This window comes from Acinetobacter sp. A2 (assembly GCF_048537555.1).
Classification (GTDB): Bacteria; Pseudomonadota; Gammaproteobacteria; order Pseudomonadales; family Moraxellaceae; genus Acinetobacter.
In genome coordinates this window covers 1,208,318-1,233,476 of the sequence record NZ_CP183239.1, presented here as the reverse complement: position 1 = coordinate 1,233,476, position 25,159 = coordinate 1,208,318, and the positions used below count along the sequence as shown (strand labels likewise).

Below are 25,159 nucleotides of genomic sequence, written 5' to 3'. Positions count from 1 at the left end.
GAGCTTGGTTTAGAGCATCGTGACCACCTGCTGTCGTCCAATGCGCTGCCAAGGCAAACCCTGGATTAATGCCTGTAACTGTTCCGGGTTGAGAGCTACGCTTTCACCCTGGTGAACTTTAGCCCAGTGGAATTTTCCCTGTTCCAGCCGCCGGGCACACAGCCAGATGCCCAGTCCATCATGTACCAGCACTTTCATGCGATGGCCACGTTTATTACAGAACAGGTAAGCACAATGCGGTTTAATGTAGCCAAAGGCTCTCACCACCTGAGCCATGACAGTATCCATCCCTGCTCGCATATCCAGAGGTTGGGTAGAAAGCCAGATTTCATCGATACGGATCATGTTGCCAGCACCTTGAGTAATTCTGCCAAGGCAGGTATTTCTGATACTTGCCATTTCAAGCCAATTTCTGCTTTTGAGTGGGGTAAAGTAATTTGAACTTTTAACATGTCAGTAGGAGTAGGATCTAATGGTGCAGAGCAAGATAAGGCAATAAATGCAGGTTTATTCGGTAGTGGTGAGCGATCACTCCCTGGCTTAGCATCAATTAAGCGAATCCATTTGGATACAAGATTTGTATTCAATCCATGTTGCAAAGCGACTGAAGCAATTGAAACGTCCGGTGCTTTACAAGCCTGAACGATCTGCTGTTTAAATTCAGCACTGTATGTTCTTCGTTTTTTCGCAAGAGATGCGATGGATGTCTGATTATTTGTAGTCATAAATTTAAGTCCCCACTTGTTTCTAAGTGGGGACTAAATTAAGGCTTATAGGATGAATTCAGAAGGTGTGTTCAGCGGACGCTTACAGAGATCAGCCTGATCTAGAGCTAAAAAATAAGGCTGGTTTGAACCAGCCATTTAATTTAAACGTTAAATTCAGCAGTTTGGGTCTGCTTATTTGAGCTGAATATTGTGCAACTCGCCTTCAAAGTTTTGCAAAAGCTCTTGCACAGCAGGCTCTTGGTGTAACAAGTTTTCCGCTCGTTGATACGCCCGATGTTTACGTTGTTGCTGCAAAACATACGGCGTGGTGTCATCTACATTTTCATACTGCACTTTAAACAGCGTTTTACTCCATTGGCTTTTTAAAGCGCCTTCCAAGGTATGTTGCAATTGCGCTAAAAGCTGTTGGTATTGCTCTGGAATATGAAAAATTGATTCGCCATCAATCTGCCCTGTCATCACCCCATGCTGCGCTAGCTCTTGTACAGCTGGAGAAAGATCACTGTGTCTAAACCAATATTCCCACTTGTCTAAAGTCCACTCGCCCTCTAAAACTTGTGGCTGTAAGCGCAGAATATCCTGTGGCATTAACTGCGCATCACCGTTCGGTGTAGAAGTTGAATTTTGTGTCTGTGCTGCGGTGATGGCAGCATCTACAGAAATATCTTGCACAGAATCAAATAAAGAAGGTTCTCCTTCATTGGAGTTTGAAGCATCATTTGTAGAATCTTGATCAGACGGCGTTAATTCTAAAGGCTCAGAGTCTGCTGATGCTTCAATGCTAGCTAATGGCGCAATCGCATCAAAACTTTCCAATAATAAGTCATCCTGATTTGGTGTATTGGTTGCCGCTACCGTATTATTTTCTGCTTCACTGTCTAAACCAAATAATGGTTCTGCTGCATTTGGGTCAAATACAATCTGTTCTCTTGGGGCGGTATTTTTAGCACTTGATACTTCTGGTGCAGACTGTTCTACAGTACTTTCAGGCAGCGCATGCTCATGATTCTGAACCACGCTATTTTGTTCATCACCTTCAGATTCATCATCCAAAAAATCATCGGAAGATGGTTCTGCTATGGCAGTCTGTGCTGTGTTTTGCTCAAGGTATTCATCATCTTCATACTCAAATCCATCAATATCCTGCCTAACAGCATGATGAGTTTGAGTATCAGATGCTGCACCTGCGTCCAATTCAGCCGCTTGATGCATCTCAACGTCTGAGTTTTGCATTACAGGCTGAGGGGCTTGCTCACTGTGAGTAACAAACTGAGCAGAATCAGGTGCTGTTTGTGCCGTATTAGGCACAGCAGAAACCAACACTTCATTGGCTTGCAAAGGACGAAATGCCAGCAAACGCAGCACACACATTTCAAAGCCTTGCTCTTGGGTCACTGCTATTTGTAAATCGGCACGTCCTTTACAAGCAATCTGATAATAGAGCTGAATATCCTGCGCAGAAATCAGTCCTGCAAGCTGTTGTATTTTTTGATTGATCTCAGCACTGTATTTCAGGTTCAAATCTGGCAGATATTGCATGATTGCCAGTTCGTGCAATGTCGAAATCAATTGATCCAGCACCAAAGACACATCTAAAGCTTGCTGTCTGAATTGCAATAGCAACTGGCTCACACGCTGCTGCTGGTTTTGATGAATCGCTAAAATCAAATCATAAATAATGGTACGGTCAATCAACCCCAACATGTCTTTAACATCTTGATGATGAATTTCCCCCTGACCATAGGCAATTGCTTGATCGGTCAAAGACATCGCATCACGCAAAGAACCTTGAGCAGATTCTGCAATCTGCCAAATCGCATCTTGCTCGGCCACAATCTGCTCTTTGGCTAAAATATCGGTTAAATGCTGAGTGATTTCGTCAATTTGCAAAGGACGCAAAGTAAATTGCAGACAACGTGAAATCACCGTAATTGGGAGTTTTTGAGGGTCTGTGGTCGCAAACAGAAACTTTACATGCTCTGGTGGTTCTTCCAGAGTTTTGAGCAAAGCATTAAATGAATGCGTAGACAGCATGTGCACTTCGTCAATCAGGTAAACTTTGAAACGACCTTGCGTCGGAGCATACGGTACGTTATCTAATAACTCACGTGTATCTTCAACTTTGGTGCGAGATGCCGCATCAATTTCGATCAAGTCAATGAAACGACCTTCGTTGACTGCTGTACAGGTTGGACACACTTCACACGGGGTTGATGTCACGCCTGTTTCACAGTTCAGGCATTTGGCCAAAATACGCGCAATCGTGGTTTTACCTACGCCGCGCGTACCTGTAAAAAGATAAGCATGGTGTAAACGACCACGTTCTAAAGCACTGGTCAATGCCCGTGATACATGGTTTTGCCCCACCAACTCATTAAAATTACGAGGACGATATTTACGCGCAAGTACCTGATACATGAATGCTCCTTTTTACAGGTCTAAGCATACTGTTTTTTTGCACAAGAGTGAACGTACAATCACGCTTAAAACCAGCCTTTACGCCCTTGCAACTGCCGATCTGCACAGCGAATGGCTTCCTGACTCAGTCCCCAAAGTCGATAATCACCAATTAAAGAACCTGCAGCAAAATTATGGGTATAAGCAAAGCTGAGCTGACGCTCAGGATCACACCACGCCCCTGAACCATTGAAGCCCATGTGTCCAAAACCATTTGATGCCTTACCCAAACTTAAAATACGGTGATAACCCAAGCGCCAGAGCATCGGGATAGGCATAACCCGATCACGCTGTCGGTATTGTACTTGGCTTAATTGTTGAAAGATCGCAGGCTGAATGAATTGCTGCCCATGTAAAGATCCACCCTGCGCCAACATGGCATAAATACGTGCCAAACTTTGCGCGCTAAAAACGCCATTGGCTGCAGGAATCACAGCCTGTAAGCCTTCATCGCTAAAAAAGCTAAAATTTTTCATGCCCTTGGGAATCATACCATCCTGAAAGTCTTGCGGATCTTGCCCACTCCAAGCAATGGCTTTATCTAAAATAGACACAGGACGTTTTACTGACTTAGATTTTAGGGATGGCGATGATGCCTTATTGGCTGGAGGTATTACGGACTTTGGTGGAGTGACAGACGTTTTAAATGGCCGTGCAACACGAGAAAGCCCAGATGTAGGCACACCAAAATAAGCACCATCCAAAGCTAAAGGTTCAACCAAATATTGCTGCATCAATGCAGCCAAAGATTGCCCTGTGGCTTTTTCTAAAACACCACCAACAAGCCAACCAAAAGTTAGAGGTTGATATGCCGCTTCAGTTGCCACTTCAAAACGTGGTTTAGCTTGAGCCAAAACATTCAGCATGTGTGACCAATCTGCCATTTCAGTTGCATCGGCAATGATATTGCGAATGTCGTACAAACCACTTTGATGACTCAGCACATGCCTTAGCGTCATACTGGCTTTGCCATTTTGAGCAAATTCAGGCCAATACAGACAAATGGGCGTATCGTAATCGAGTAAACCCTGACTGACTAAAATATGCGCCAGTGTTGCCAACACCCCTTTCCCTGTGGAATAACAGACCGATAACGTATCTGACTGCCAGTCTTCAGTCGCGGACTTCTTACCCGTCCATATATCGACAACTTTTTGACCCTGAAAATATACTGCAAGTGCCGCACCGCCTTGTTGAGTACGTGCATCTTGCAGGCGGCTAAATTGCTTGGCTAAATCTTCAAATTCAGGTGTAACCCATCCCGCATAATTTCTAGTTTGTGCAAATAGGTAATCTTTAATGTGTTGCATGTTCCCATCCATGGAATTGTTAGACACTGCGACCTAAATTTAACGCCGCAAAAAGAGAAAGCCTAAATTTACAAAATTTAGGCTTTTATCTATTTATAGCGCAGTAACTGTTCCTGTTACATGCGGTTTTTGATTTTTACTGTTACGAATCAAAAAGTCGGTATTTTTAGCTTCCTTTGCAGTTAAAAACTCAACTTTTGAAGGCAAATACATTGGGAGTTTGAACCAAACATCGGCTTCATAGGCATCTGGCAAAGTTAAGCTTGATAAAGCTTTAGCTTTACTCCACATACCGTGAGCAATGGCTTGTTTAAATCCAAATGCTTTTGCGGTAATGGCATGAATATGAATCAGGTTAAAATCACCAGAGGTTAAGGCATAACGGCGTCCCGTATTTTCAGAAACTTCCCATTCAGCCTGAACAGCATAATTAGGAGCTTTACTTTCTGCTGCTTTGCTTGCTGCTTTAGTGGTGGTTTTTTGACGAGCTAAATACGTGGTAATGCCTTCAATAACCACGTCATTTCCTACTTTTACAGTAGTGATAAAATCAAACTGCACACCTTTGTCGTGCGGTTGAAGCTCACCAAATTTACATGACAAAGTCAGCTGTTCATTCACCCCAACTTTACGACTTTGCTTGACTTGATTGCGAATGTGCACCAAACCCAAAATTGCAAAAGGAAAAGCTTCTTGCGTCATCATGTGCATTTGCAGACTTTGCGACAAAACAGCCAAGTAAATTGCTGGAATATAGCCGTTGTTTTTAAAACCTGTTACTGCGTTATAGGCTTTTAAATGCTTTTGATCGACCTTAAATGAATCCACCACATATTCAACTTGCGGCAGCACTTTTTCGCCTTTGGGCTTTTTAAAAATTAAGCTCTGAATCACTTTAGGATAGGCTAAATACGGTTTTGGAAGTTGACTAAAATGGCGAGTATTCATACTGAACCTTTGAGAAGTTTTTCTAATTTATTTAATGGAGTTCTCTCTCCCGTTGAGAGAGAGCTAGAGAGAGGGTGAATAATATATCCCCTTATCTCCCTCTCCTAAATCCTCTCCACAAGGGAGAGGACTTTAATGTGTTAAGCCCCTAACAAACTTTGACCACAGACACGAACCACGTTGCCGTTGATCCCTGTCGATGCAGATGAAGCAAAGTAAGCAATGGTTTCTGCAACATCTACAGGTAAACCACCTTGACTCATTGAGTTCATACGGCGGCCCGCTTCACGAATAGCAAATGGAATTGCAGCAGTCATTTGCGTTTCAATAAAGCCTGGAGCAACTGCGTTGATGGTAATGCCGTTGTTTAGAACAGGCGCTGTAAACTTCACGACACCTACCACGCCCGCTTTTGACGCTGCATAGTTGGTCTGACCTAAGTTACCCGCAATACCCGAAATTGAAGATACGCAGACAATACGACCATTGGCATTCAAACCATCATTTGCCAACAAGTAATCATTAACACGCTCAATTGCAGACAAGTTAATGTTAATTACCAAGTCCCAAAGCTCTGGTTTCATATTCGCCAATGTTTTGTCACGGGTAATACCAGCATTATGTACAATAATATCCAAACCACCCTGCGCAGCAGCAGCTGATTTAATTTGCTCACCTGCATCTGCAGCAGTAATGTCAATTGCTAAAGTTGAACCACCAATTTCAGCAGCAACACGGTCTAGGTCAGCTTGCTGTTGTGGAACGTCCAGGCAAATCACATGTGCACCATCACGAGCCAATACATGGGCAATCGCTTCACCAATACCACGACTTGCACCCGTTACCACAGCAGTTTTACCTGCCAATGGTTTTGCCCAGTCTACATCAACTGTTGCAGCATTCGACACACGAATAACCTGACCTGAAACATAAGCAGAACGTGGAGAAATAGCAAAACGTAAAGTTGATTCTAGGTTTTCACCTGCGCCTTGATCGACATAAATTAAGTTAGCGGCAATGCCCTTTTTGAACTCTTTGCCAACTGACTTCACAAATCCTTCCAATGCACGCTGAGCAATGGCTTTTTTGACGCTGCCCGCAGTTTCTGGTGTTGTTCCCACCACCACCACTCGGCCAGAAGCCTGAATTTGGCGTGCAATTGGGTTAAAGAAATCATACAGTGCTTTTAATTGTTCTGAATTTTCAATACCTGAAGCATCAAATACCACAACTTTAAATTTAGACTCTTTATCGCCTGAGTTAAACGCACCTAAATTTAAGCCTACTTTTGCTGCAGCCTGTTGCAATTCTGCATTATTGCCCGCGTAACTGTTGGCATGTACATTGGCCAATACTTGTGCAATTGCTGCAGACAAGTCGCTTGCAGGTGCTGCGCCTAAAAGTACCGCACCTTTTACCACAGGTGCTGCAGACTCAAAACGCTCTAAAAAAGTTGGGGATGGAAGACCCAAATTTTTAATGACAAATTTACCAATAGGAGATTTAGCAAATGTTTGGTATTGATCAGTCATGGTTATTATCTCTCATAAATTCATTTTTTGATGGAATACACGTTATCTTTAAACATCAATATGATGCCAAATGCCCGCATTTCAATAGCGCCACCCGTTTCTGCTAAATCATACTTGAGTTAATAATCAGATGTCTTGACCTGAATGCATTCTGCAATGTCATTGTAGTCAATTCAGCTGTCATACTATTATGCTAATGTACGCATCAAGTAGACCTTTAACATGCTTGGAAAAGCCTTATGAGCAAGACAACTCAAGAAAATCCAGCAGTGGAAAATTCTGCAACGGAAAATGTGTCAAATACATCAACTGGTACTAAACGTACAAGCAAAAGTACTAACACTGCAAGCCGTTCCAACACGAGTACGACAAAAACTACACGTACCCGCACGACCAGCCGTGCTAAAACAACTGCTTCAACGCAAACAAAAGCACCTACTAATACTAAGACCTCTGTTCAACAGGATAAAATTATGAGCCAAAACACTGTTCGCCGCGTTGCTATTATCGGTGGTAACCGTATTCCTTTCGCACGTTCAAATGGTGCTTACTTTAGTGCATCTAATACAGATATGTTTACAGCAGCATTAAATGGTTTGGTTGAACGCTTCAATTTACAAGGTCAACGTTTAGGTGAAGTGGTTGCTGGTGCAGTACTCAAACACAGCCGCGACTTCAATATGACCCGTGAGTGCGTACTGAATACTGCCCTTGCACCTGAAACACCTGCTTACGATTTACAACAGGCGTGCGGTACTGGTTTGCAAGCTGCATTTTTAGTCGCCAATAAAATTGCTTTAGGTCAAATTGATGTTGGTATTGCAGGTGGTGTAGATACTACCTCTGATGCCCCAATTGCCTTTGGTGATGGTTTACGTAAAGCTTTGCTTGAACTCAACATTGCAAAAACAGGTAAAGACCGCTTAAAAGCATTAACTAAAATCAACGTTAAAGACCTGATGGATGCGCCACGTAATGGCGAACCGCGTACTGGTTTATCTATGGGTGACCACCAAGCAATTACTACGCTTGAATGGGGCATCTCTCGTGAAGCGCAAGATGAACTCGCAGCATCTTCACATCAAAAAATGGCGGCTGCTTATGATGAAGGTTTCTTTGATGATCTCATCACACCATTCTTAGGTTTAGAGCGTGACAATAACTTACGTGCAGATTCAACTGTAGAAAAACTAGCGAAGTTAAAACCTGCTTTTGGTAAAGGCGATGCGCGTACCATGACTGCGGGTAACTCTACTCCACTTACCGATGGTGCATCATGTGTATTACTTGCATCTGAAGAATGGGCAAAAGCCAACGGTCATGAAGTCTTAGCTTACTTGACATTCCAAGAAACCGCAGCAGTTGATTTTGTAGGTAAAAAAGAAGGCTTGTTGATGGCGCCTGCTTATGCCGTACCACGTATGCTTGAGCGTGCTGGCTTAACTTTACAAGACTTCGATTATTACGAAATTCACGAAGCGTTTGCATCTCAAGTATTGTCTACCTTAAAAGCATGGGAAGATCCAAACTTCTGTAAAGAACGTTTAGGTTTAGAAGCACCTTTAGGTTCAATTGATCGCAGCAAACTGAACGTTAAAGGTTCATCTTTAGCGGCAGGTCACCCATTTGCAGCAACAGGTGGTCGTATTATTGCAACTGCAGCCAAACTTCTGAATCAAAAAGGTTCTGGTCGTGTATTGGTTTCAATTTGTGCCGCAGGCGGTCAAGGTGTAACAGCAATTATTGAAAAATAATTCTGTCTTAACCTGATTTAGATTCAAATAAAAGCCACTTTGCAAGTGGCTTTTTCTATTGTGTGGCACCTACTGCAACGACACAAGTAGTCGCTTCTAGTTTATGTGCGGTATTGAGGTGCATAACCTAATTTAGCCTCAATATGGTCATAGCAATATTGGAAAATAAAGGTATAGACCAAAATGCTGAGCGTCATCACCAAATCAACTAAAATCGCCTGCCTGATCGACATTTGTAAGGCATAGGCCACCATTGGAATGGTCGCGAGCATCAGTCCGCCTTCAAAACCTACGGCATGTAATACCCGTATTTTCAAGGTTCTATTGAGTTTGTGTTTGGCTTCAAACTTTTCAAAATAATGATTAAACAGCATATTCCAAAGCACCGAAGTCACTGCCATTGCAATACCTAAACCACCAGTAACTTGTATGGGCATTTCAAATACAAAACTAAGTGCCAAAGCAATAATAATTAATAAAACTACTTCATAGCTCAGCGCATGTAGCAATCTTCTTTTGGAAATTAACATGATCCCACTCAATGACGTTAAATACTGAGGAGTATTTTATGTTCATAGTTTTGAACGTTCGAGTTAGAATCTATCAATAATATTGAAAGATGAATCAAGTACCAATAATGAATATCAACCAAGATCAGCTGATTATTTTTATAACTGTCATGGAAATGGGCTCTTTTTCCGCAGCTGCACGTAAATTAAATAAAGTACCGTCTGCAGTCAGTATGTCGATAGCCAATTTAGAAATTGATTTAGACTTAAATCTGTTTGAGCGAGTTGGGCGTGAACCTATTCCCACTCCACAAGCCCAGATCTTGTATGAAAAAAGCAAACAACTGCTTATCGAAATGAAACAATGGAAGCAGCATGCTTTTGCCCTCAGCTCAGGACTCGAATCACATTTAAATATTGTGGTGGTGTCTGAATTACTACACACACGCTGGACAGATTATATTGTGCTGTTAGAACAGCAATTTCCAGAATTACAGATCAATATTTTCTCTGCCCCGCAAGAAGATGCACTACAGCTGCTCATGACCCAAGCAGCCGATTTAGCATTTATGTTTGAACGTGAACAATTACAAAGCAGTGAACAATTTGTTGAGTTAAAGCGCGAAATTTTAGTACCTGTTGCGGCCAAACACACCGCATTGGCTGCTTTATCTCAGGTGAGTTTTGAGCAAATTGCACAGAGTCGGCAAATTGTGGTGGCCAGCCGTGATCAACAGATTAAACCTGAATTATTATTCTCTAAACAGTATTGGCGTACCGACAATCATCACTCTGCCTGCAGCATGATTAAACAGGGTTTAGGCTGGGGTGTCCTGCCCTTAGAAATGCTAAATGAATATCCCGAATTGCAAACCGAATTGAAGATTTTGCAATTGCTCGACTTCACACCGAAATTTGAATATTTTGTCGATTTAGTCTGGAGTCGGGAAAGCCAATTGGGTGCTGCTGCTCATTTTTTGATTAATCACGTCCGAAATCTGAGAAAAACTGGCAAATAATCTATAAACTCGGCCGCTTTTGACTTGGGTTAAAAGCTGTTTGTGATATAACTGAATGTATAAGCATTAACCTAAGAACTAGATCTCGCATGACCCAGACAGCCTTACACCAATTAAAAAACTTAACCACAATTGTTGCAGACAGTAGCGACTTAGCTGCGATTGAAAAGTTTCGTCCTTTGGATGCGACCACCAACCCATCTTTAATTACTGCAGCAGCCAATCAACCTGAAAACAAAGCCTTAATTGAAGCAGCATTTGAACAAGCTAAGTCAGAAAACTATACAGGCGATGCACTGGTTGAACGCAGCATTGATATTTTAACGGTCAAATTTGGTGTTGAAATTTTAAAGCTCATTGAAGGGCGTGTTTCAACTGAAGTAGATGCATCTTTGTCTTATGACACAGAAGCGACCATCGCCAAAGCCAAAGCATTATTGGCGTTATATGATGCTTATGGTATTTCTCCAGACCGTATTCTGATTAAAATTGCTTCAACTTGGGAAGGAATCCAAGCCGCAAAAGTATTGGAAGCTGAAGGAATTCATACCAATCTAACCTTATTGTTTGGTTTGCATCAAGCACATGCCTGTGCAGATGCCAAAGTCACCCTGATTTCACCATTTGTAGGTCGTATTCTAGATTGGTATAAAAAAGCTGAAAATGTCATGTATTACCCAATTGAAAAAGATCCGGGCGTACTTTCAGTGAAGAAAATTTATCAATTCTACAAACAGCATCAAGTACAGACTGAAATTATGGGGGCAAGTTTCCGTAGTATTGATCAAGTGTTGGCTTTAGCAGGCTGTGACTTACTCACTGTTGCACCAAATTTATTGGCAGAACTTGAAGCTGATGAGCGTGAAGTACTCGCTGCATTATCTGCAGATGACATTCAAGTTCAGGCAGAACCACTTGCTGCCATTGAAAAAGAGCAATTTAAAGCACAGCTTGAAGCTGACTTAATGGCCTTTCAATTATTGCAAGGTGGGATTGATGGCTTTATTAAAGCGCGTGAGCAACTTGCCACCCTATTACGCCAGTCGTTTGGTTTAGATGTAGACATTAAAGCTTAATCTTTAAGCTAAACCACGTAACATCCATAATATTTAGTAAGCCGCTTAACCGATGTTGCTATAATCCAACATCGGTTTTTTATTGGGATGAGTTGGCAGTGTTTGGTATTACAGACCTCAGCACATTCATCATTGGCACGACATTAATTGTGCTTTTACCTGGCCCAAACTCTTTGTATGTGATGTCTGTGGCCTCACGTTTTGGCATCCGCACAGGTTATGCCGCTGCACTAGGTGTGTTCACTGGCGATCTGATTTTAATTTTATGCACGATTCTTGGGGCAGCATCTTTATTACATGCTTTTCCATGGCTATTCACCTTATTAAAAGTTGTTGGTGCGCTCTACTTAGGCTATTTAGGTATCAAACTGCTGATGGCAGCCTATAAAACATGGTTTCCAATTTTTCGAATAAAACTTGCATCATCTGCAGCTGCGCCACCTACAACGACCACGATCAGCCCCGAACAAACAGCACAGATACATCCTTATCGTACAGCCTTGATGATTAGCGTGATTAATCCTAAGGCTATTTTGTTTTATTTATCGTTTTTTGTGCAATTTGTTCATCCTCATTATGCTCACCCAATGCTCAGTTTTGCTATCTTGGCTATCGTCTTGCAAATCATTAGTATGGGATATTTATCGCTACTGATTTTCTCTGGGGTAAAATTGGCCAGCTATTTTAATCAACGCTATAAAATTGCTGCATTTTGCGTGGCTGTGATTGGGCTACTGTTCTGCGGATTTGGCTTTAGACTAGCGACATCGACCCTATAAAATTTCAAAAACACTTTTGACTACTTGTTCAAATGTGTATCATCACGCTGTAATTGAAAATAACTCTAAGAACTCATGCAAAAACTTTTAAGTGACTTTTCTGTGCCTGCTGTATTTGCTGGCTTCATTACCTTCTTGGTGGGAATCAGTGTATCTGCTGTATTGGTGATTCAAGCCGCCCAAATTTTAGGTGCAAACTCGGTGCAAATCAGTTCTTGGTTTTGGGCACTCGGTTTAGGTATTGGTTTAAGTGGGCTGATTTTATCGTGGAAATTTAAATATCCTGTCGCGACATCATGGTCTACTGCAGGATTGGCACTCATTATTGCCACAGGCAGCGGATATAGTCTACATGAAGCCATTGGTGCATTTTTACTGTGCGGGATACTGACTGCAGTTTTAGGCTTCTTAGGTATTTTTGAAAAAGTACTCAATACCATTCCACAAAGTTTAACTAGCGCCATGCTGGCAGGCGTATTACTCAAGTTTGGTGTGGCGTTATTCACCAGTTTACAAGAGGCATGGGCCTTTATTCTGTATTTATTGGCAGGCTATGTATTGGCCAAACGCTTTAGTCCACGTTATAGCTTTGTTTTAACGGTGCTAATTGGGGTAGCTTTATGTCTGGTTTTTTTACAGTTCCAAATCCCTAATGTGCAATGGGGACTTGCCCAACCTGTTTGGATGCAACCCGAATTCAGCTGGTCAGTGATTTTTGGCTTAGCATTGCCCTTATTTGTAATAAACATGGCATCACAATATTTGCAGGGCTGGCCATGATTAAAAGTTATGGCTATACCCCGCATGTACGTCATTTAATTGGCTGGACAGGTACGGCACAAGCGCTGTTTGCACCTTTTGGCTGTTTTAGCGTCAATATTGCTGCAATTAGTGCCGCAATTAGTTTGGATGATCAATCACATCCCGATTCAAGAAAGCGCTATATTGCAGGAATCAGCTGTGGCTTGTGTTATATCCTGATGGGGATTTTTGCTGCCACATTAACCAGTTTGCTAATGTCATTCCCCGCTGTTTTTATTACTGCTTTGGCTGGTATTGCCTTGTTGGGTACGATTGGACACAACATCGCCCTTGCCTTTCAAAATACCACGGAACGAGAAGCGGCATTACTGACCTTTTTATTTAGCGCCTCTGGTGTTCAATTTTTTGGTATTGGTTCAGCATTTTTGGGGCTGATTTTTGGTTTTGTGGTTTTAAGCATTTTTAAGTTTAAACATGCCAAAAACTAAATGACTGCTTTGATTATTGATTCATACCAAATACACCTATCAATCCTGATCTGTAGTACTTAGGATAAATTCCACCGTTTTCGCAAAGGTCTGCTGACTTTCTTTTTGGTGCATAAAAAATTGATATTCATGGATAAGCCATGATTTGCTCTCAGGATAAAACGCTGTGGTGACAGGAATCTTGAACTGTTGCAACGCACGTAGCATTGGCATAGATTGGGTTTCCGTTAAAAAATCTTTATTACCGCCACTAATGAAAACTGCAGGATAATCTGCAGTTAAATGCTGTATTGGTGAAATTTGCGCTAAAAACTCGCTGTCCTGCTTACGCTCTCCCGTATAGGCTTGCACTAAATTATATACACCCCACTCCACAATATTCATTTCATCGGGTGCTGTTTCAACAAAAGCTTTTAAATCGTAAATACCACAATGCAAAATCAACCCTTTGACCTGTTTTAGCTCTATAGAAGGTTTAAAGTCTGACTGTTGTGCAAACTGTGGATTACTCAGCAATGCTGCATAATGACTTGCCAAATTTGCACCAGCCGAATCACCCGCTAAATATAGTTGCTGAGGGTTAATGTGGTATTGCTGAGCATATTGAGTTAAGTGCTGTAAAGCCTGATCAATTTGTTGCAACTGAGTCGGATATGTTGCATCAGGTGCAAACTGATATTGCACGGCAACGACATTAAAACCCTGTTCTGCCAATAATTTAAAATAACCACGTGCATGTGCTTTTGAACCTGCAATCCATCCACCACCATGTATCCAAACAATGGTTGGACGCTTGACTAAATCTGAAAATTGACTGGACTGATATAAATCAAAAGTTAAATGACTTTGGGCTGCATAGACCAAATCACGCTGAACCAATATGTCTTTGGGCGCATAACGATCCATAATTTTTTGTTGCAAACCAGTGCTAAGATTAAATGCGCTGGCAATAATGCGACTATTTTGCTGAGTCGTCTGACAAGCAGTTAAAAGCAAAGCACACAAACACACCCACAAAAATCTCAAAGCACACCCCAAGTATTTATCAAAACAAGGTTTAGTAAACTCAGGCAATTTAAGCCAATTCAGCTCAAATTAAAAGTATAGAATTTGCAATGCATCCAAGCTATAAATTAATAAACCTTTTATTAATCTGCGCCATTTTTCCTCGCTAAAATCAGTATTTATTTAACTTTTATTTACAAGGTAATTAAATGAATTATCAATAATTTTTCAGATTTTAAATTGAACCTGTAACGACTATATGCTATCTATAAGTTAACGGCGAATAATCATAATTTCTGGAGTTACCCGCATGTCTTTTCAAAATATTTTAGTTCCTGTAGATGGTTCACAAATTTCTTTTTCTGCCGTAAAACATGCTGCTGAAATTGCAAAAGCATTTGACAGTAAACTCACGCTAATTAGCTTGGTTGCCGAAGACCCATTTAATGATTCAGATTTTTATTACAACTATTCCTCTGCAATCATGAAAGAATATTTTGTACAAGCGACTGCCAATGCACAAAAAGCACTACATGACGCAGATGCAATTGCACAAGAAATGGGGGTCACTGCTGAAACACGTGTAGTTGAAGGTTTGGTTTCTGCAGAAGGTGTGATTAAAACCGCTCAGGCTGCACAGGCAGATTTAATTGTGATGGGCTCACACGGTCGTAAAGGCTTCCAAAAATTATTATTGGGCAGCTTCGCAACAGATGTATTACGCCACACAGAATTACCTGTGCTTGTGATTAAAGCTTAAACCTTATAATTTCTGATCAAAACACATCAGAAAAAGATAACTTACAGATTTTCATAATTTTTAATTATAGATTTAACCAAGGATTTGCCATGACAACCTATAAACACATACTTGTACCTGTAGATGAATCACCAATGTCTTATGCTGCAGCTGAACAGGCAAGATCACTGGCTAAAGAATTAAATTGCCCTGTCACCATTATGAGTGTAATCGCTGTAGATCCATTTGTAGGGGTTGATTTCTATAAAGTAGCTCCTGCTATCACGGACTATTTCATTCAGGCAGAACAGAATGCACAAAATCGTCTTGCTGAAATTGAGCAATCGTTTAGTCGTGAAGGTATTCAGGTAGACACTAAAATTATTCGTGGCGTTGCAGCTTCTGAAGGTATTGTTCAAATTGCCAACGAAATTGGTGCAGACCTGATTATTATGGGTTCGCATGGCCGTACTGGCGTTAAAAAAATGATGTTAGGCAGCGTTGCACAGAATGTCCTCACTCAATCGCCTGTGCCTGTATTAATTGTTAAAGTTTAATAGATTGCTTGCTTTTATTTCTAAAAGCCAAAATCAAATAAAAAAATCCCGCTCAATCAATGAGCGGGATTTTTCTGGATACAAACTTTTAATATCTTTTCTAAACCACGGGGTTTGCGTGGGCAAATTTAGCAGATTTTTTAGACTAAATTTCAGTCTAAAGCTTAATTCACACGATGTGGTAAGCGGAACATTTCATGGATATCAGTATAAAAACTACGTCCATCTACATTCAGTTCAATTTCCTGCCCACATTCCAATAATACGTGCTTACCCACTTCAACCCATTTAAAGCCTTCACGGGTATTTTGCATTTTTTTAGAAGCGACTAAAGACACCACAATTTCACGACCATTCACTGCTTTCGCAAGCACTTTTTCCATTTTTTTCAATATTTACACCAATTCATTTACAGATAAAAGCTCACATTAAAAATGTGAGTATAATTTTTAGATACAACAAATCTCAGCGCATATTAATCGCTTGCATATTAGGGTTATAAAATGCAAAACATTGAGAGATTCCCACGAGAGAATAAATATGTTTTTATTGTATAGTTACATTATAACATAGATTTAAATACTTTTCACATTATCTATAAAGTTCAGCTAAACAAATACCACATTTATTAATTAAACCTAAATTTTAGGGTTGTGATACTATATAACAAACACAATGGATGGTGTTTGATCGCACAAGCCCACTTCGGTGGGTTTTCTTATAATTAACTATAAATAATAGATACTTACACCACTCAATACACATCTTTACACCTACTAAAATATAGCGTTTGATAAAATCCAAATGTACCCCCAAATAAAAAGAGCACTGATTTTAAATCAATGCCCTCTTTGACTTGTCACAAGCTCACTGATTAGCGCATAGTGACAAATTCTTCTGCAGCAGTCGGGTGAATAGCAACAGTATTATCAAAGTCTTGTTTGGTTGCACCCATTTTCACAGCTACGGCAAAACCTTGCAAAATTTCATCCATCCCATAGCCAATACCATGTACACCAACCACTTTTTGCTCTGCTCCAACACAGACCAATTTCATTTTAGATGCTTGACGGTGCTGAGTTACAGCCGTGTACATTGAGGTAAAAGAAGACTGATAAACTTTAACCTGATCTTGACCATATTCTGCAATGGCTTGGGCTTCGCTAAGACCTACCGTCCCAATAGGTGGATGGCTAAATACCACCGTTGCAACGTTGTTATAATCCAAATATTCATTTGGTTTTTGATTAAATAAGCGTTCTGACAGTTTACGTCCTGCAGCAACTGCAACAGGGGTTAGTTCAATTTTACCAATAATATCGCCTACAGCATAAATGCCTACCTGATTGGTATTTTGATACTGATCTACGCAAACATACCCTTTTTCATCTATTGCTACATTTGCTGCTTCAAGGTTAATTGCCTGTGTATTCGGTTTACGTCCAATCGCCCAAATCAGACAATCTACCTCATGTTGTGAGCCATCTTCCAAATGTAGCAATAAGGACTGATCGGGCTGTTGGGTGATTTTTTTCGGAATGGCCTGAGTATGTACCTGAATATGCTCATTACGCATACATTCAAGTAATGTTTCACTTAAAAAAGCATCCAAACTGCGCAGTGGTAATTGCTTACGAATGAATAAGCCAACTTCCGAGCCGAGTGCATTTAAAACACCTGCCAGCTCTACGGCAATATAACCAGAACCAATAATCGCGGTACGTTTAGGTAATTTTTCTAAAGCAAAAAAGCCGTTAGAATCTATTCCTAATTCTGCACCTTCAATCTCTGGACGTGTGGGTTCAGTTCCTGTCGCAATCAGAATATGATCTGCTGTGTAGTGTTGTTGATTCACTTCTACAGTTTTTTCGTCAACAAATTTGGCAAACCCCTGAATCACATCGACATTATTTTTAGCTAAACCCGATTGATAAGAAGCGTGAATTCGCTGAATGTAGGCTTGTCGATTCTGAATGAGCGTATCCCAATTGTGGGATTTTAATTCAGCATTAAAGCCGTAATCTGGGCCATATTTTTGAATGGCATCGGCAATTTGGGCCGAATACCACATGACTTTTTTAGGTACACAGCCTACGTTTACACAGGTGCCACCTAAGTCTGCTGCTTCAATTAAAGCGCATTTTTTTCCATATTGTGCCGCACGATTCACTGAAGCAATACCGCCACTACCTGCCCCAATTACCAGATAGTCATAATGTTTAGCCATTTTATGCCTCATATTGTGTCATTAATTTGAATACTGATCTGTATTAATTCATCGCAGAAAAACAGTCGTTTTCATTCAAACTAACATACAAGTTTGTATTTCCCAAGTCAGATGAGGTGAGTAAATGTACAACACTCATAATTCCGCTTTTCATGTAAATTCCTTCTCTTACAAAACTGATTATTCACTTAAATTGCATGCATTTAAGGCTATAATATAGCTTTGCTTTTTGTATGATTGGGATAAGTGTGAAACCGCTGTTTTTTGTTTTAATTTGTACTTTTATGATTTCTGGTTGCTCCCAATCTCAACCAACACAACAAGAATTAAGCATGTTTGATGAGCTTGATGCCATCAACAGCAAAATGAATGACCTCTTATTTCGTGATTTGGATAATTACTCTGCCGAGGAGCATGAAAAGATTATTTATAAGGAATATACGCTACTTTATAAAAATTAATATGTGCCAATGGTGCTTAAAAACTCGATACAAGAATATCGACAAAATAATGAGAAAAAATTACTCTCAGAATTAAATGAAATTTACACCGAATACAAAAATGAATATCAAATTCGATGTGAGTAAGACTTATTTTAAAGCATCAAATAGTATCTGTTGAACAATGTTACCAATTTCACAATTCTTTGACTGAATCATGCAAATTAGACCAGAGCTTGACCCACGAATCATAGATTTTACTCAATGGTAAATTCAATGATACAATTCTAAAATAGTTGTTCTTCCGATAAATCAGCATCAAGAACAATCAGCTTCGGATGAATTTCCGACCTTTTTTCACTCTGCATGAAATGTTTCATTTTTTCTTTTTATTTCAACAACTACAAAATACGAGGGAATTATGCCTTCCAAAAAAGCATCTTGGTTTGATAACGTCAATCCAAATGTATTTTTTAGTACCGTGATTATTATTGCTGTTTTTTTAGCTCTCGTTATATTTATTCCAGATGCGTTCAACTTACTTACCAAACAATTAAACCAATGGATTACTGCCTCTTTTAGCTGGTTCTATGTAATTGCGGTTGCCATTTTTCTAATTGCGCTCACCTGTATTGCCCTATCTAAAATGGGCCATATTAAATTAGGCCCAGACCATAGTGAACCCGAATACAAAAATAGCTCATGGTTTGCTATGTTGTTTACCGCAGGTATGGGGATTGGATTAATGTTTTTTGGTGTAGCTGAGCCTGTCATGCACTATGTTAGTCCACCCACTGGTACCCCTGAAACGATTCAATCTGCACAGCAATCTATGCGCATCACCTTTTTCCACTGGGGTTTACATGCATGGGCTATTTACGCTTTAGTTGGTTTAAGTCTTGCTTATTTTTCTTTTAGACATCACTTGCCTTTAAAAGTACGCTCAGGTTTATACCCAATTATTGGTAAGCGAATTTATGGCCCAATTGGCGATGGGATTGATACTTTTGCAACCATAGGAACAATCTTTGGTATTGCAACCACTTTAGGCTTTGGTGTTACTCAAATTAGCTCAGGACTCAACTATTTATTTGGTCTAGAAAATAGCATTCAAACCCAAATTATTTTAATTGTTTTAGTCAGTGCACTTGCATCATTTTCAGTTTTTCTTGGACTGGATAAAGGCATTAAACGGCTATCAGAACTGAATATTATTTTGGCGGTAATCCTACTCACATTTGTATTTTTCGCTAGTTCTAGCATCTATGTTTTGCAAACCACCATCCAAAATATTGGCCAATATGTTTCTAATTTATTTGCAATGACCTTCAATCTTTATGCTTATCAACCAACAGGTTGGATTGGCGGTTGGACCATCATGTATTGGGCGTGGTGGATTTCTTGGTCGCCTTTTGTAGGAATGTTTATTGCCCGTGTTTCTCGCGGACGTACCATCCGTGAATTTATTGTTGGGGTATTGCTTATTCCAACTGGGTTCACATTGGTTTGGATGGGGTTTATGGGAAATGCTGCGCTATTCAGCATTCTATTCGAAAACCAAGACAGTTTGGTGGCTGCGGTAGAAAAAGACTCCTCTGTGGCTTTATTCGAGTTTTTAAGGCACTTGCCACTCTCAGGTATTTCAAGCTTACTTGCTACAATTTTAGTTTTTCTATTCTTTGTGACTTCTGCTGATTCTGGATCTTTAATCACTGATTATTTAACAGCAAAAACAGAACATTCACCTGCATGGCAACGTCTATTTTGGACTGCAACCATTGCTGTACTTTCTATTATTTTATTGATCGCTGGCGGTTTGGAAGCATTACAATCTGCGGTCATTATGAGTGCCCTACCATTCACGTTTATTATGCTGTTGTTGTGCTTTGGGCTTATTAAAGCTTTACGTTTAGATGTGACCAAAGTTCAAGCATTACAAAGTGCTCGAATTACGCCTCGCGCCATACATAATCCAAGAAGCTGGCAACAGCGTTTAAGTTTAATTATGCATTATCCGCATAGCGAGTCTGAGGTTAAAGCATATATTGAACACAATGTGCGCCAAGCATTTCAAAATTTACAACGGGAATTTCAGCGCCGTCAGCTAGATGTATCTATTGTAGAGGTCGATCATGGCTTATTACTCAAGGTCAATCATCACGATGAAATTAATTTTATTTATCAGGTGGTTGCCAATAGCACTCGTGCACCAAGTTTCATGCTGCAGGATCAACATGAAGAAAATCAACAATTCTATATTGCTGAAGTGTTCTTACGTGAAGGTGGTAAAAACTACAATGTGATGGAGTGGACGCAAGAAGACTTACTTCAAGATATTCTGGAACAATATGAAAGACATTTATATTTCTTAAACGTAGTGCGCAACTAAACAGTGAGAGATGGATCCGTAAATTTGAACAACTCCTATAAGTGATATTCTGCTCCTCAAATGATGTTATAAACATCAATATATGGAGTATTTTATGGCACGTAGACCAAGAAGAAATCATTCAAATGATTTTAAAGCTAAGGTAGCACTTGCTGCGATTAAAGCAGAAAAAACACTTGCTGAATTGAGTGCTGAATTTGATGTTCATCAAAACCAAATTATTGACTGGAAAAATCAATTGATCTCAGCTTCCTCGCAAGCTTTCAATCAATCAAAAGCTCCATCAGAACCCCCCATTGATCTTAAAAAGTTACATGCAAAAATCGGTGAGCAGGCATTAGAAATTGATTTTTTAGAAGGTGTGTTGAAGAAACTGGGCCGCTTCAACCACAAAAGTTAATCGACGACTCACTTCAGATTTCAGTATCTAAGCAAGCTAAGCTGCTGAAAGTCTCCCGTGGTTGTTATTATTATCGCCCAAAACCTGTTAGCTCATCAGATCTGAAGCTGATGCGATGTATTGATGAATTACATATGCAATATCCTTTTGCAGGCAGTCGTATGATGCGTGATTTGTTGAATCGTCAAGGGCATCATATAGGACGACGTCATACACGTACTTTAATGAAGAAAATGGGTATTCAGGCGTTATATTGCAAACCAAATTTAAGCCAGGCTAATCAAGCTCACCGTAAATATCCATATCTGCTCAAAGGGTTGGCTATTCAGCGCAGTAATCAAGTGTGGTCTACGGATATAACGTATATCCCTATGGCAAAAGGCTTTGTTTATTTATGTGCTGTGATTGATTGGCATAGCCGCAAGGTACTTGCGCATAGGGTATCGATTAGTATGGAAGTGGGTTTTTGTATTTCGGTTTTAAATGAAGCGATTGAAAAATATGGATCACCTGAAATATTGAATACAGACCAAGGCAGTCAGTTCACCAGTGATGCATTTATTGATGTATTGAAATCAAATGGCATTCAAATCAGTATGGATGGTAAAGGTCGATGGGTAGATAATGTGATGGTTGAACGATTATGGCGGAGCGTTAAATATGAAGAGGTGTATCTCAAAGCTTATAGCAGTGTCACAGATGCGAAAAAGCAATTGAGTGCATATTTTGAGTTTTATAATCTGAAACGACCTCATTCGAGTCTAGACAAAATGACACCAAATGAGTTTTACTATGATCAGCTACCCCAACAAAACAAGGTGGCTTAACTAGAGCGGAATATCACTTATAAATACGCTTTTAGTTGTTCAAACAAGTGGGACCACCTCTGTGATTCTTTTTCATTGTTTGAGCATTCAAAATAAGAAAAGCCTACACTTGCAGGCTTTTCTTATACAACTTAAATGAATTGTGCTTTTATAGACTGATGCTTGTACATCAATCCAAGCTACTCAAATATAATATCAATTAAACATCCAACATCGAATTTAAGGTCTCAACCACATTCTTGGATTTTACCACTGACTGCAACCCAACCAATGCAGCTCGTACTTGACTACGCTGTGGCTCTGCCAAGGTGTACCAACGCGACAACACTTGTAATAAACGTGCACCGACAATTGGGTTTTTCTCGTCTAAATACTTGGCTAAGTCAATAAAATGCTGAACACCGAAACTCCATGTATTCACAGGGTTGCTATTTAAACCACCACTGACTGAACGAATACGGTTAGGTGTACCCAAATCATAATCAGGATGCGCAGTTAAAACTTGAATGCTTTCAGCTGTCGCTTTTGGATGTGAAGCTTGCACCATAAACCATTGATCAAGTGCTAAAGCTTCATCTTTAAAACGTGTATAAAAATCTTCCAAAGCTGCTTTGGCTTGCGGTGCATCATTCCATACCAAGACACGCAATGCCCCTAAACGCTCAGACATATTTCGAGTTGTTTGATATTGCTGCTGTGCCAGCTCAAACGCTTCGGCATCGCCCTGACGCGCAATTAATGCCAACATGATATTTTTTAACGCACGTACACCCATCGCCTGAGAGAACTCTGGCTGCATATCAGGGTCTAACGCCAAATAGCTTTCTTTGCAGAATGTTCCCAATTCACGCGCTAAGGTATCTAACAGTGCATTACGTTGTTCCTGAATTTTTTCAGGCTGATAGTCCTGATCAATACGGCTGCCTAAGTAACCTTCTGATGGTACATCAAAAAGCCGTGAAGCTAACAACGGATCTTTTTCAATCAATGCAGGCATCGTATTTTTCATAGCTTGCAAATAAGTATCTGCCGCATAGCCATTTAACAAAATACGTTCCAACAGTGTCTGTGCCGCTTGCCACTGGTTAAAACCATTGGTTTCATATTGCATCAGGAATGCCAATTCTTCATTGGAATAATTAAATTCCAAATTCACAGGTGCTGAGAAGTTTCGTAGCAAAGAGACAATCGGTTTTGCTGTTACGCCGCTAAACTCAATATTTGCTTGCATCTGATCAAATAAATACACGCCATCTTGTACATCATTTTCAACCAAAGCATCTGAGTGCAAAGTATATCGCTCACCAGTTTCAGCATTAAATAAGGCTAACGCTACAGGAATAGGCAATGCTTTTAAGTTTGGATATTTAGCATTGCTTTTAAGACTTTGTTTCAGGTTTAAACGATAGACTTGTTTGGTTGCATCATATTCGCCTTGAACTTCTAACTTTGGTGTGCCCGGCTGATTGTACCAAGTCAAGAAATTGGATAAATCCACACCTGAACCTGCACTTAGAGCATTTACCCAATCTTCAACCGTGACCGCCTGACCATCGTGACGACGGAAATATTCATCACTACCTTTACGGAATTTTTCTTTGCCTAACAAAGTAGACATCATGCGATTAATTTCCGCGCCTTTTTCATACACGGTTGCCGTATAGAAGTTATTAATTTCCACAAAATGGTCTGGACGTGGTGGATGTGAAAGTGGGCTAGAATCTTCAGGGAATTGATGCGCTTTTAGTACTGCTACATCATCAATACGCTGTACTGCCGCAGACTGTAAATCTTCAGAGAAAGATTGATCACGGAAAACGGTTAAACCTTCTTTCAAACATAGTTGGAACCAGTCACGACAAGTAATACGGTTCCCTGTCCAGTTATGAAAATATTCATGTGCAATGACAGACTGCACACGCATAATTGCGGCATCTGTGGTGTATTCTTCATCTGCCAACACACATGAGGTATTGAAAATATTCAGACCTTTATTTTCCATTGCGCCCATATTAAAAGCACTGGTCGCCACGATCATATAATTGTCTAAATCATACGGTAGGCCATAATGCTCTTCATCCCAACGCATCGAATGTTTTAACGCTTGCATGGCAATTTTGCATTTTGGAATGTCTTTTTCTTCTGCATAAATTTCCAATGCAACATTACGGCCTTCTGAGGTCACATAATGGTCTTTCAATACAGCTAAGTCACCAATCACGCAGGCAAACAAATAACTCGGTTTTTTGGTAGGATCTTGCCATACCGCATAATGGCGTCCCTCGCCCGCTTCACCTGTTTCGAGCAAGTTACCATTGGCCAGTAATACAGGAAATTTTTTGTCAGCTTCGACACGTGTAGTAAATACCGACAACACATCTGGACGGTCAGGGTAAAAGGTAATTTTACGAAAACCTTCTGGCTCATTTTGGGTCACAAATAAATCTGAGCTCGCCTGATACAAACCTTCAAGTTGCGTATTACTTTCAGGGTGAATAATAACCACTGTTTCCAAAGTGAGCTGATCCGGTGCATGACTAATGGTTAATTGCTCACTATCTAACTCATAGTCACTATCAGTAAGTAACTTTCCATTTATACGAATTGATTGTAATTCAAGATCACGACCAAGTAAGACTAAATCACCCGCTGTTTGGCGTTGCATCACTAATTTAGCACTCACTTGAGTGTGTGCATCATAGACCTGAATATCTAATTCAACTGAATCGACCAAGAATGAAGGCTTTTGATAATCTTTTAAATAAATGGTCTGGTTGGCTTCCACGACTGGATTTGCTGCAATATTCATTCTGTCCTCATTCTTTGTCGCAATGCGCTTGTTTTTGTGAAGTTTGTTCGATCATACGACAACTTTCAGCATCTGTCTGTGCATAATCGCTCTAAATCATATCTGCTTATATGGGCACACACGCTGAACTTTTCAATCTTGAATGGATTAATGCTGAGCAATCAATAAAGGATCATGCAGTCACTTAAACTGAATAGCTCAGAATGATACAAACGGCATATTTGTTTACAGTGGCTTAAGAGCTTATAGAAAGAAAAAAACATACATTTTTTGCATATCACTACATTTTGTGCACAGTTCTTGCTTTGATAAATATCAAACTTGGCAGCATACTTATTTCTTACTTTATGCTTGAGTTCAAGTTTGAACACAGATCAACATGACCTGTAAATCAAACAAACCAC

At 40.2% G+C, this 25,159-nt stretch carries 20 protein-coding genes and 1 pseudogene; 10 read left to right on the top strand and 11 right to left on the bottom strand.

The genetic code is table 11. The features are described from left to right. Positions 1 to 9: 9 nt before the first annotated feature. The 6 genes from tnpB to ACNS8M_RS05705 form a co-directional block, all read right to left on the bottom strand. Entirely contained in the window at positions 10 to 345 is a 336-nt protein-coding gene (gene tnpB / locus ACNS8M_RS05730; RefSeq protein ID WP_004828548.1) for an IS66 family insertion sequence element accessory protein TnpB, read from the bottom strand. Further along, positions 342 to 725: an IS66-like element accessory protein TnpA gene (gene tnpA / locus ACNS8M_RS05725; protein ID WP_002114018.1), complete on the bottom strand. Its 384-nt coding sequence runs from the start codon at positions 723 to 725 to the stop codon at positions 342 to 344. Before tnpA ends, tnpB begins: the two co-directional genes overlap by 4 nt. 174 nt (positions 726 to 899) lie before the next feature. Continuing rightward, positions 900 to 3,146 (bottom strand): DNA polymerase III subunit gamma/tau, encoded by a 2,247-nt coding sequence (gene dnaX, locus ACNS8M_RS05720; protein WP_346805161.1) that lies wholly within the window; start codon positions 3,144 to 3,146, stop codon positions 900 to 902. A 65-nt stretch (positions 3,147 to 3,211) separates the two neighbouring features. Beyond that, positions 3,212 to 4,495 (bottom strand): serine hydrolase domain-containing protein, encoded by a 1,284-nt coding sequence (locus ACNS8M_RS05715; RefSeq protein WP_346805162.1) that lies wholly within the window; start codon positions 4,493 to 4,495, stop codon positions 3,212 to 3,214. Positions 4,496 to 4,588: 93 nt separating this feature from the next. Beyond that, positions 4,589 to 5,443 (bottom strand): MaoC family dehydratase, encoded by an 855-nt coding sequence (locus ACNS8M_RS05710; RefSeq protein ID WP_168460636.1) that lies wholly within the window; start codon positions 5,441 to 5,443, stop codon positions 4,589 to 4,591. Between the two features lie 140 nt (positions 5,444 to 5,583). Further along, positions 5,584 to 6,975: a 3-oxoacyl-ACP reductase gene (locus tag ACNS8M_RS05705; protein WP_419225264.1), complete on the bottom strand. Its 1,392-nt coding sequence runs from the start codon at positions 6,973 to 6,975 to the stop codon at positions 5,584 to 5,586. A gap of 239 nt (positions 6,976 to 7,214) precedes the next feature. On the opposite strand from ACNS8M_RS05705, the gene ACNS8M_RS05700 reads away from it, so the two are divergent. Further along, the gene (locus ACNS8M_RS05700) at positions 7,215 to 8,729 is read left to right on the top strand and encodes an acetyl-CoA C-acetyltransferase (RefSeq protein WP_168417428.1); all 1,515 of its coding nucleotides are present in this window, start codon (positions 7,215 to 7,217) and stop codon (positions 8,727 to 8,729) included. Between the two features lie 101 nt (positions 8,730 to 8,830). On the opposite strand, the gene aceI is transcribed toward ACNS8M_RS05700, so the two are convergent. Then, positions 8,831 to 9,259, bottom strand: coding sequence for a chlorhexidine efflux PACE transporter AceI (gene aceI / locus ACNS8M_RS05695; protein ID WP_419225263.1), 429 nt, complete (start codon positions 9,257 to 9,259; stop codon positions 8,831 to 8,833). A 107-nt stretch (positions 9,260 to 9,366) separates the two neighbouring features. Between aceI and ACNS8M_RS05690 the strand changes: the two genes are divergently transcribed. The 4 genes and pseudogenes from ACNS8M_RS05690 (at position 9,367) to ACNS8M_RS05675 (ending at position 13,362) form a co-directional block, all read left to right on the top strand. After that, complete coding sequence (locus ACNS8M_RS05690; RefSeq protein ID WP_419225262.1) at positions 9,367 to 10,257, top strand: LysR family transcriptional regulator; 891 nt, start codon at positions 9,367 to 9,369, stop codon at positions 10,255 to 10,257. An 89-nt stretch (positions 10,258 to 10,346) separates the two neighbouring features. Then, positions 10,347 to 11,333 (top strand): transaldolase, encoded by a 987-nt coding sequence (tal, locus tag ACNS8M_RS05685; protein WP_419225261.1) that lies wholly within the window; start codon positions 10,347 to 10,349, stop codon positions 11,331 to 11,333. 98 nt (positions 11,334 to 11,431) lie between these two features. After that, positions 11,432 to 12,112, top strand: a complete 681-nt coding sequence (gene leuE, locus ACNS8M_RS05680) for a leucine efflux protein LeuE (RefSeq protein WP_168417432.1) — start codon at positions 11,432 to 11,434, stop codon at positions 12,110 to 12,112. A gap of 75 nt (positions 12,113 to 12,187) precedes the next feature. After that, a pseudogene (locus ACNS8M_RS05675) lies at positions 12,188 to 13,362 on the top strand (benzoate/H(+) symporter BenE family transporter). Positions 13,363 to 13,401: 39 nt separating this feature from the next. Here the strand turns inward: ACNS8M_RS05675 and ACNS8M_RS05670 are convergent. Next, the gene (locus ACNS8M_RS05670; RefSeq protein ID WP_171525560.1) at positions 13,402 to 14,358 is read right to left on the bottom strand and encodes an alpha/beta hydrolase; all 957 of its coding nucleotides are present in this window, start codon (positions 14,356 to 14,358) and stop codon (positions 13,402 to 13,404) included. Positions 14,359 to 14,677: 319 nt separating this feature from the next. On the opposite strand from ACNS8M_RS05670, the gene ACNS8M_RS05665 reads away from it, so the two are divergent. Beyond that, on the top strand, positions 14,678 to 15,127 hold the full coding sequence (locus ACNS8M_RS05665; RefSeq protein ID WP_194558312.1) for a universal stress protein: 450 nt from the start codon (positions 14,678 to 14,680) through the stop codon (positions 15,125 to 15,127). Between the two features lie 89 nt (positions 15,128 to 15,216). Beyond that, entirely contained in the window at positions 15,217 to 15,663 is a 447-nt protein-coding gene (locus ACNS8M_RS05660) for a universal stress protein (RefSeq protein ID WP_168417435.1), read from the top strand. Between the two features lie 164 nt (positions 15,664 to 15,827). Here the strand turns inward: ACNS8M_RS05660 and ACNS8M_RS05655 are convergent, their stop codons facing one another. Together ACNS8M_RS05655 and gorA are read right to left on the bottom strand one after the other, a co-directional pair. Further along, on the bottom strand, positions 15,828 to 16,046 hold the full coding sequence (locus ACNS8M_RS05655) for a hypothetical protein (RefSeq protein ID WP_171525232.1): 219 nt from the start codon (positions 16,044 to 16,046) through the stop codon (positions 15,828 to 15,830). A 491-nt stretch (positions 16,047 to 16,537) separates the two neighbouring features. Continuing rightward, on the bottom strand, positions 16,538 to 17,890 hold the full coding sequence (gene gorA, locus ACNS8M_RS05650; protein ID WP_168417437.1) for a glutathione-disulfide reductase: 1,353 nt from the start codon (positions 17,888 to 17,890) through the stop codon (positions 16,538 to 16,540). Positions 17,891 to 18,138: 248 nt separating this feature from the next. Between gorA and ACNS8M_RS05645 the strand changes: the two genes are divergently transcribed. The 3 genes from ACNS8M_RS05645 (at position 18,139) to ACNS8M_RS05635 (ending at position 21,946) form a co-directional block, all read left to right on the top strand. Then, on the top strand, positions 18,139 to 18,351 hold the full coding sequence (locus tag ACNS8M_RS05645; protein ID WP_168417438.1) for a hypothetical protein: 213 nt from the start codon (positions 18,139 to 18,141) through the stop codon (positions 18,349 to 18,351). 400 nt (positions 18,352 to 18,751) lie between these two features. Continuing rightward, complete coding sequence (locus tag ACNS8M_RS05640; protein ID WP_419225260.1) at positions 18,752 to 20,719, top strand: BCCT family transporter; 1,968 nt, start codon at positions 18,752 to 18,754, stop codon at positions 20,717 to 20,719. 82 nt (positions 20,720 to 20,801) lie between these two features. After that, a protein-coding gene (locus ACNS8M_RS05635) for an IS3 family transposase (RefSeq protein ID WP_419225259.1) occupies positions 20,802 to 21,946 on the top strand; the annotation gives its coding sequence in 2 pieces (ribosomal slippage) (positions 20,802 to 21,066 and positions 21,066 to 21,946; 1,146 coding nt in all). A 199-nt stretch (positions 21,947 to 22,145) separates the two neighbouring features. Here ACNS8M_RS05635 and pepN read toward each other — a convergent pair. After that, complete coding sequence (pepN, locus tag ACNS8M_RS05630; RefSeq protein ID WP_168525348.1) at positions 22,146 to 24,755, bottom strand: aminopeptidase N; 2,610 nt, start codon at positions 24,753 to 24,755, stop codon at positions 22,146 to 22,148. Positions 24,756 to 25,159 lie beyond the last annotated feature (404 nt).

Bases quoted from the DNA above. Each gene is read 5' to 3' on its own strand.
- aceI (WP_419225263.1), bottom strand. From the start codon at position 9,259: ATGTTAATTTCCAAAAGAAGATTGCTACATGCGCTGAGCTATGAAGTA.
- ACNS8M_RS05690 (WP_419225262.1), top strand. From the start codon at position 9,367: ATGAATATCAACCAAGATCAGCTGATTATTTTTATAACTGTCATGGAA.
- pepN (WP_168525348.1), bottom strand. From the start codon at position 24,755: ATGAATATTGCAGCAAATCCAGTCGTGGAAGCCAACCAGACCATTTAT.
- ACNS8M_RS05715 (WP_346805162.1), bottom strand. From the start codon at position 4,495: ATGCAACACATTAAAGATTACCTATTTGCACAAACTAGAAATTATGCG.
- ACNS8M_RS05640 (WP_419225260.1), top strand. From the start codon at position 18,752: ATGCCTTCCAAAAAAGCATCTTGGTTTGATAACGTCAATCCAAATGTA.
- tnpA (WP_002114018.1), bottom strand. From the start codon at position 725: ATGACTACAAATAATCAGACATCCATCGCATCTCTTGCGAAAAAACGA.
- tal (WP_419225261.1), top strand. From the start codon at position 10,347: ATGACCCAGACAGCCTTACACCAATTAAAAAACTTAACCACAATTGTT.
- ACNS8M_RS05665 (WP_194558312.1), top strand. From the start codon at position 14,678: ATGTCTTTTCAAAATATTTTAGTTCCTGTAGATGGTTCACAAATTTCT.
- ACNS8M_RS05660 (WP_168417435.1), top strand. From the start codon at position 15,217: ATGACAACCTATAAACACATACTTGTACCTGTAGATGAATCACCAATG.
- ACNS8M_RS05655 (WP_171525232.1), bottom strand. From the start codon at position 16,046: ATGGAAAAAGTGCTTGCGAAAGCAGTGAATGGTCGTGAAATTGTGGTG.
- ACNS8M_RS05700 (WP_168417428.1), top strand. From the start codon at position 7,215: ATGAGCAAGACAACTCAAGAAAATCCAGCAGTGGAAAATTCTGCAACG.
- gorA (WP_168417437.1), bottom strand. From the start codon at position 17,890: ATGGCTAAACATTATGACTATCTGGTAATTGGGGCAGGTAGTGGCGGT.
- ACNS8M_RS05705 (WP_419225264.1), bottom strand. From the start codon at position 6,975: ATGACTGATCAATACCAAACATTTGCTAAATCTCCTATTGGTAAATTT.
- tnpB (WP_004828548.1), bottom strand. From the start codon at position 345: ATGATCCGTATCGATGAAATCTGGCTTTCTACCCAACCTCTGGATATG.
- ACNS8M_RS05710 (WP_168460636.1), bottom strand. From the start codon at position 5,443: ATGAATACTCGCCATTTTAGTCAACTTCCAAAACCGTATTTAGCCTAT.
- dnaX (WP_346805161.1), bottom strand. From the start codon at position 3,146: ATGTATCAGGTACTTGCGCGTAAATATCGTCCTCGTAATTTTAATGAG.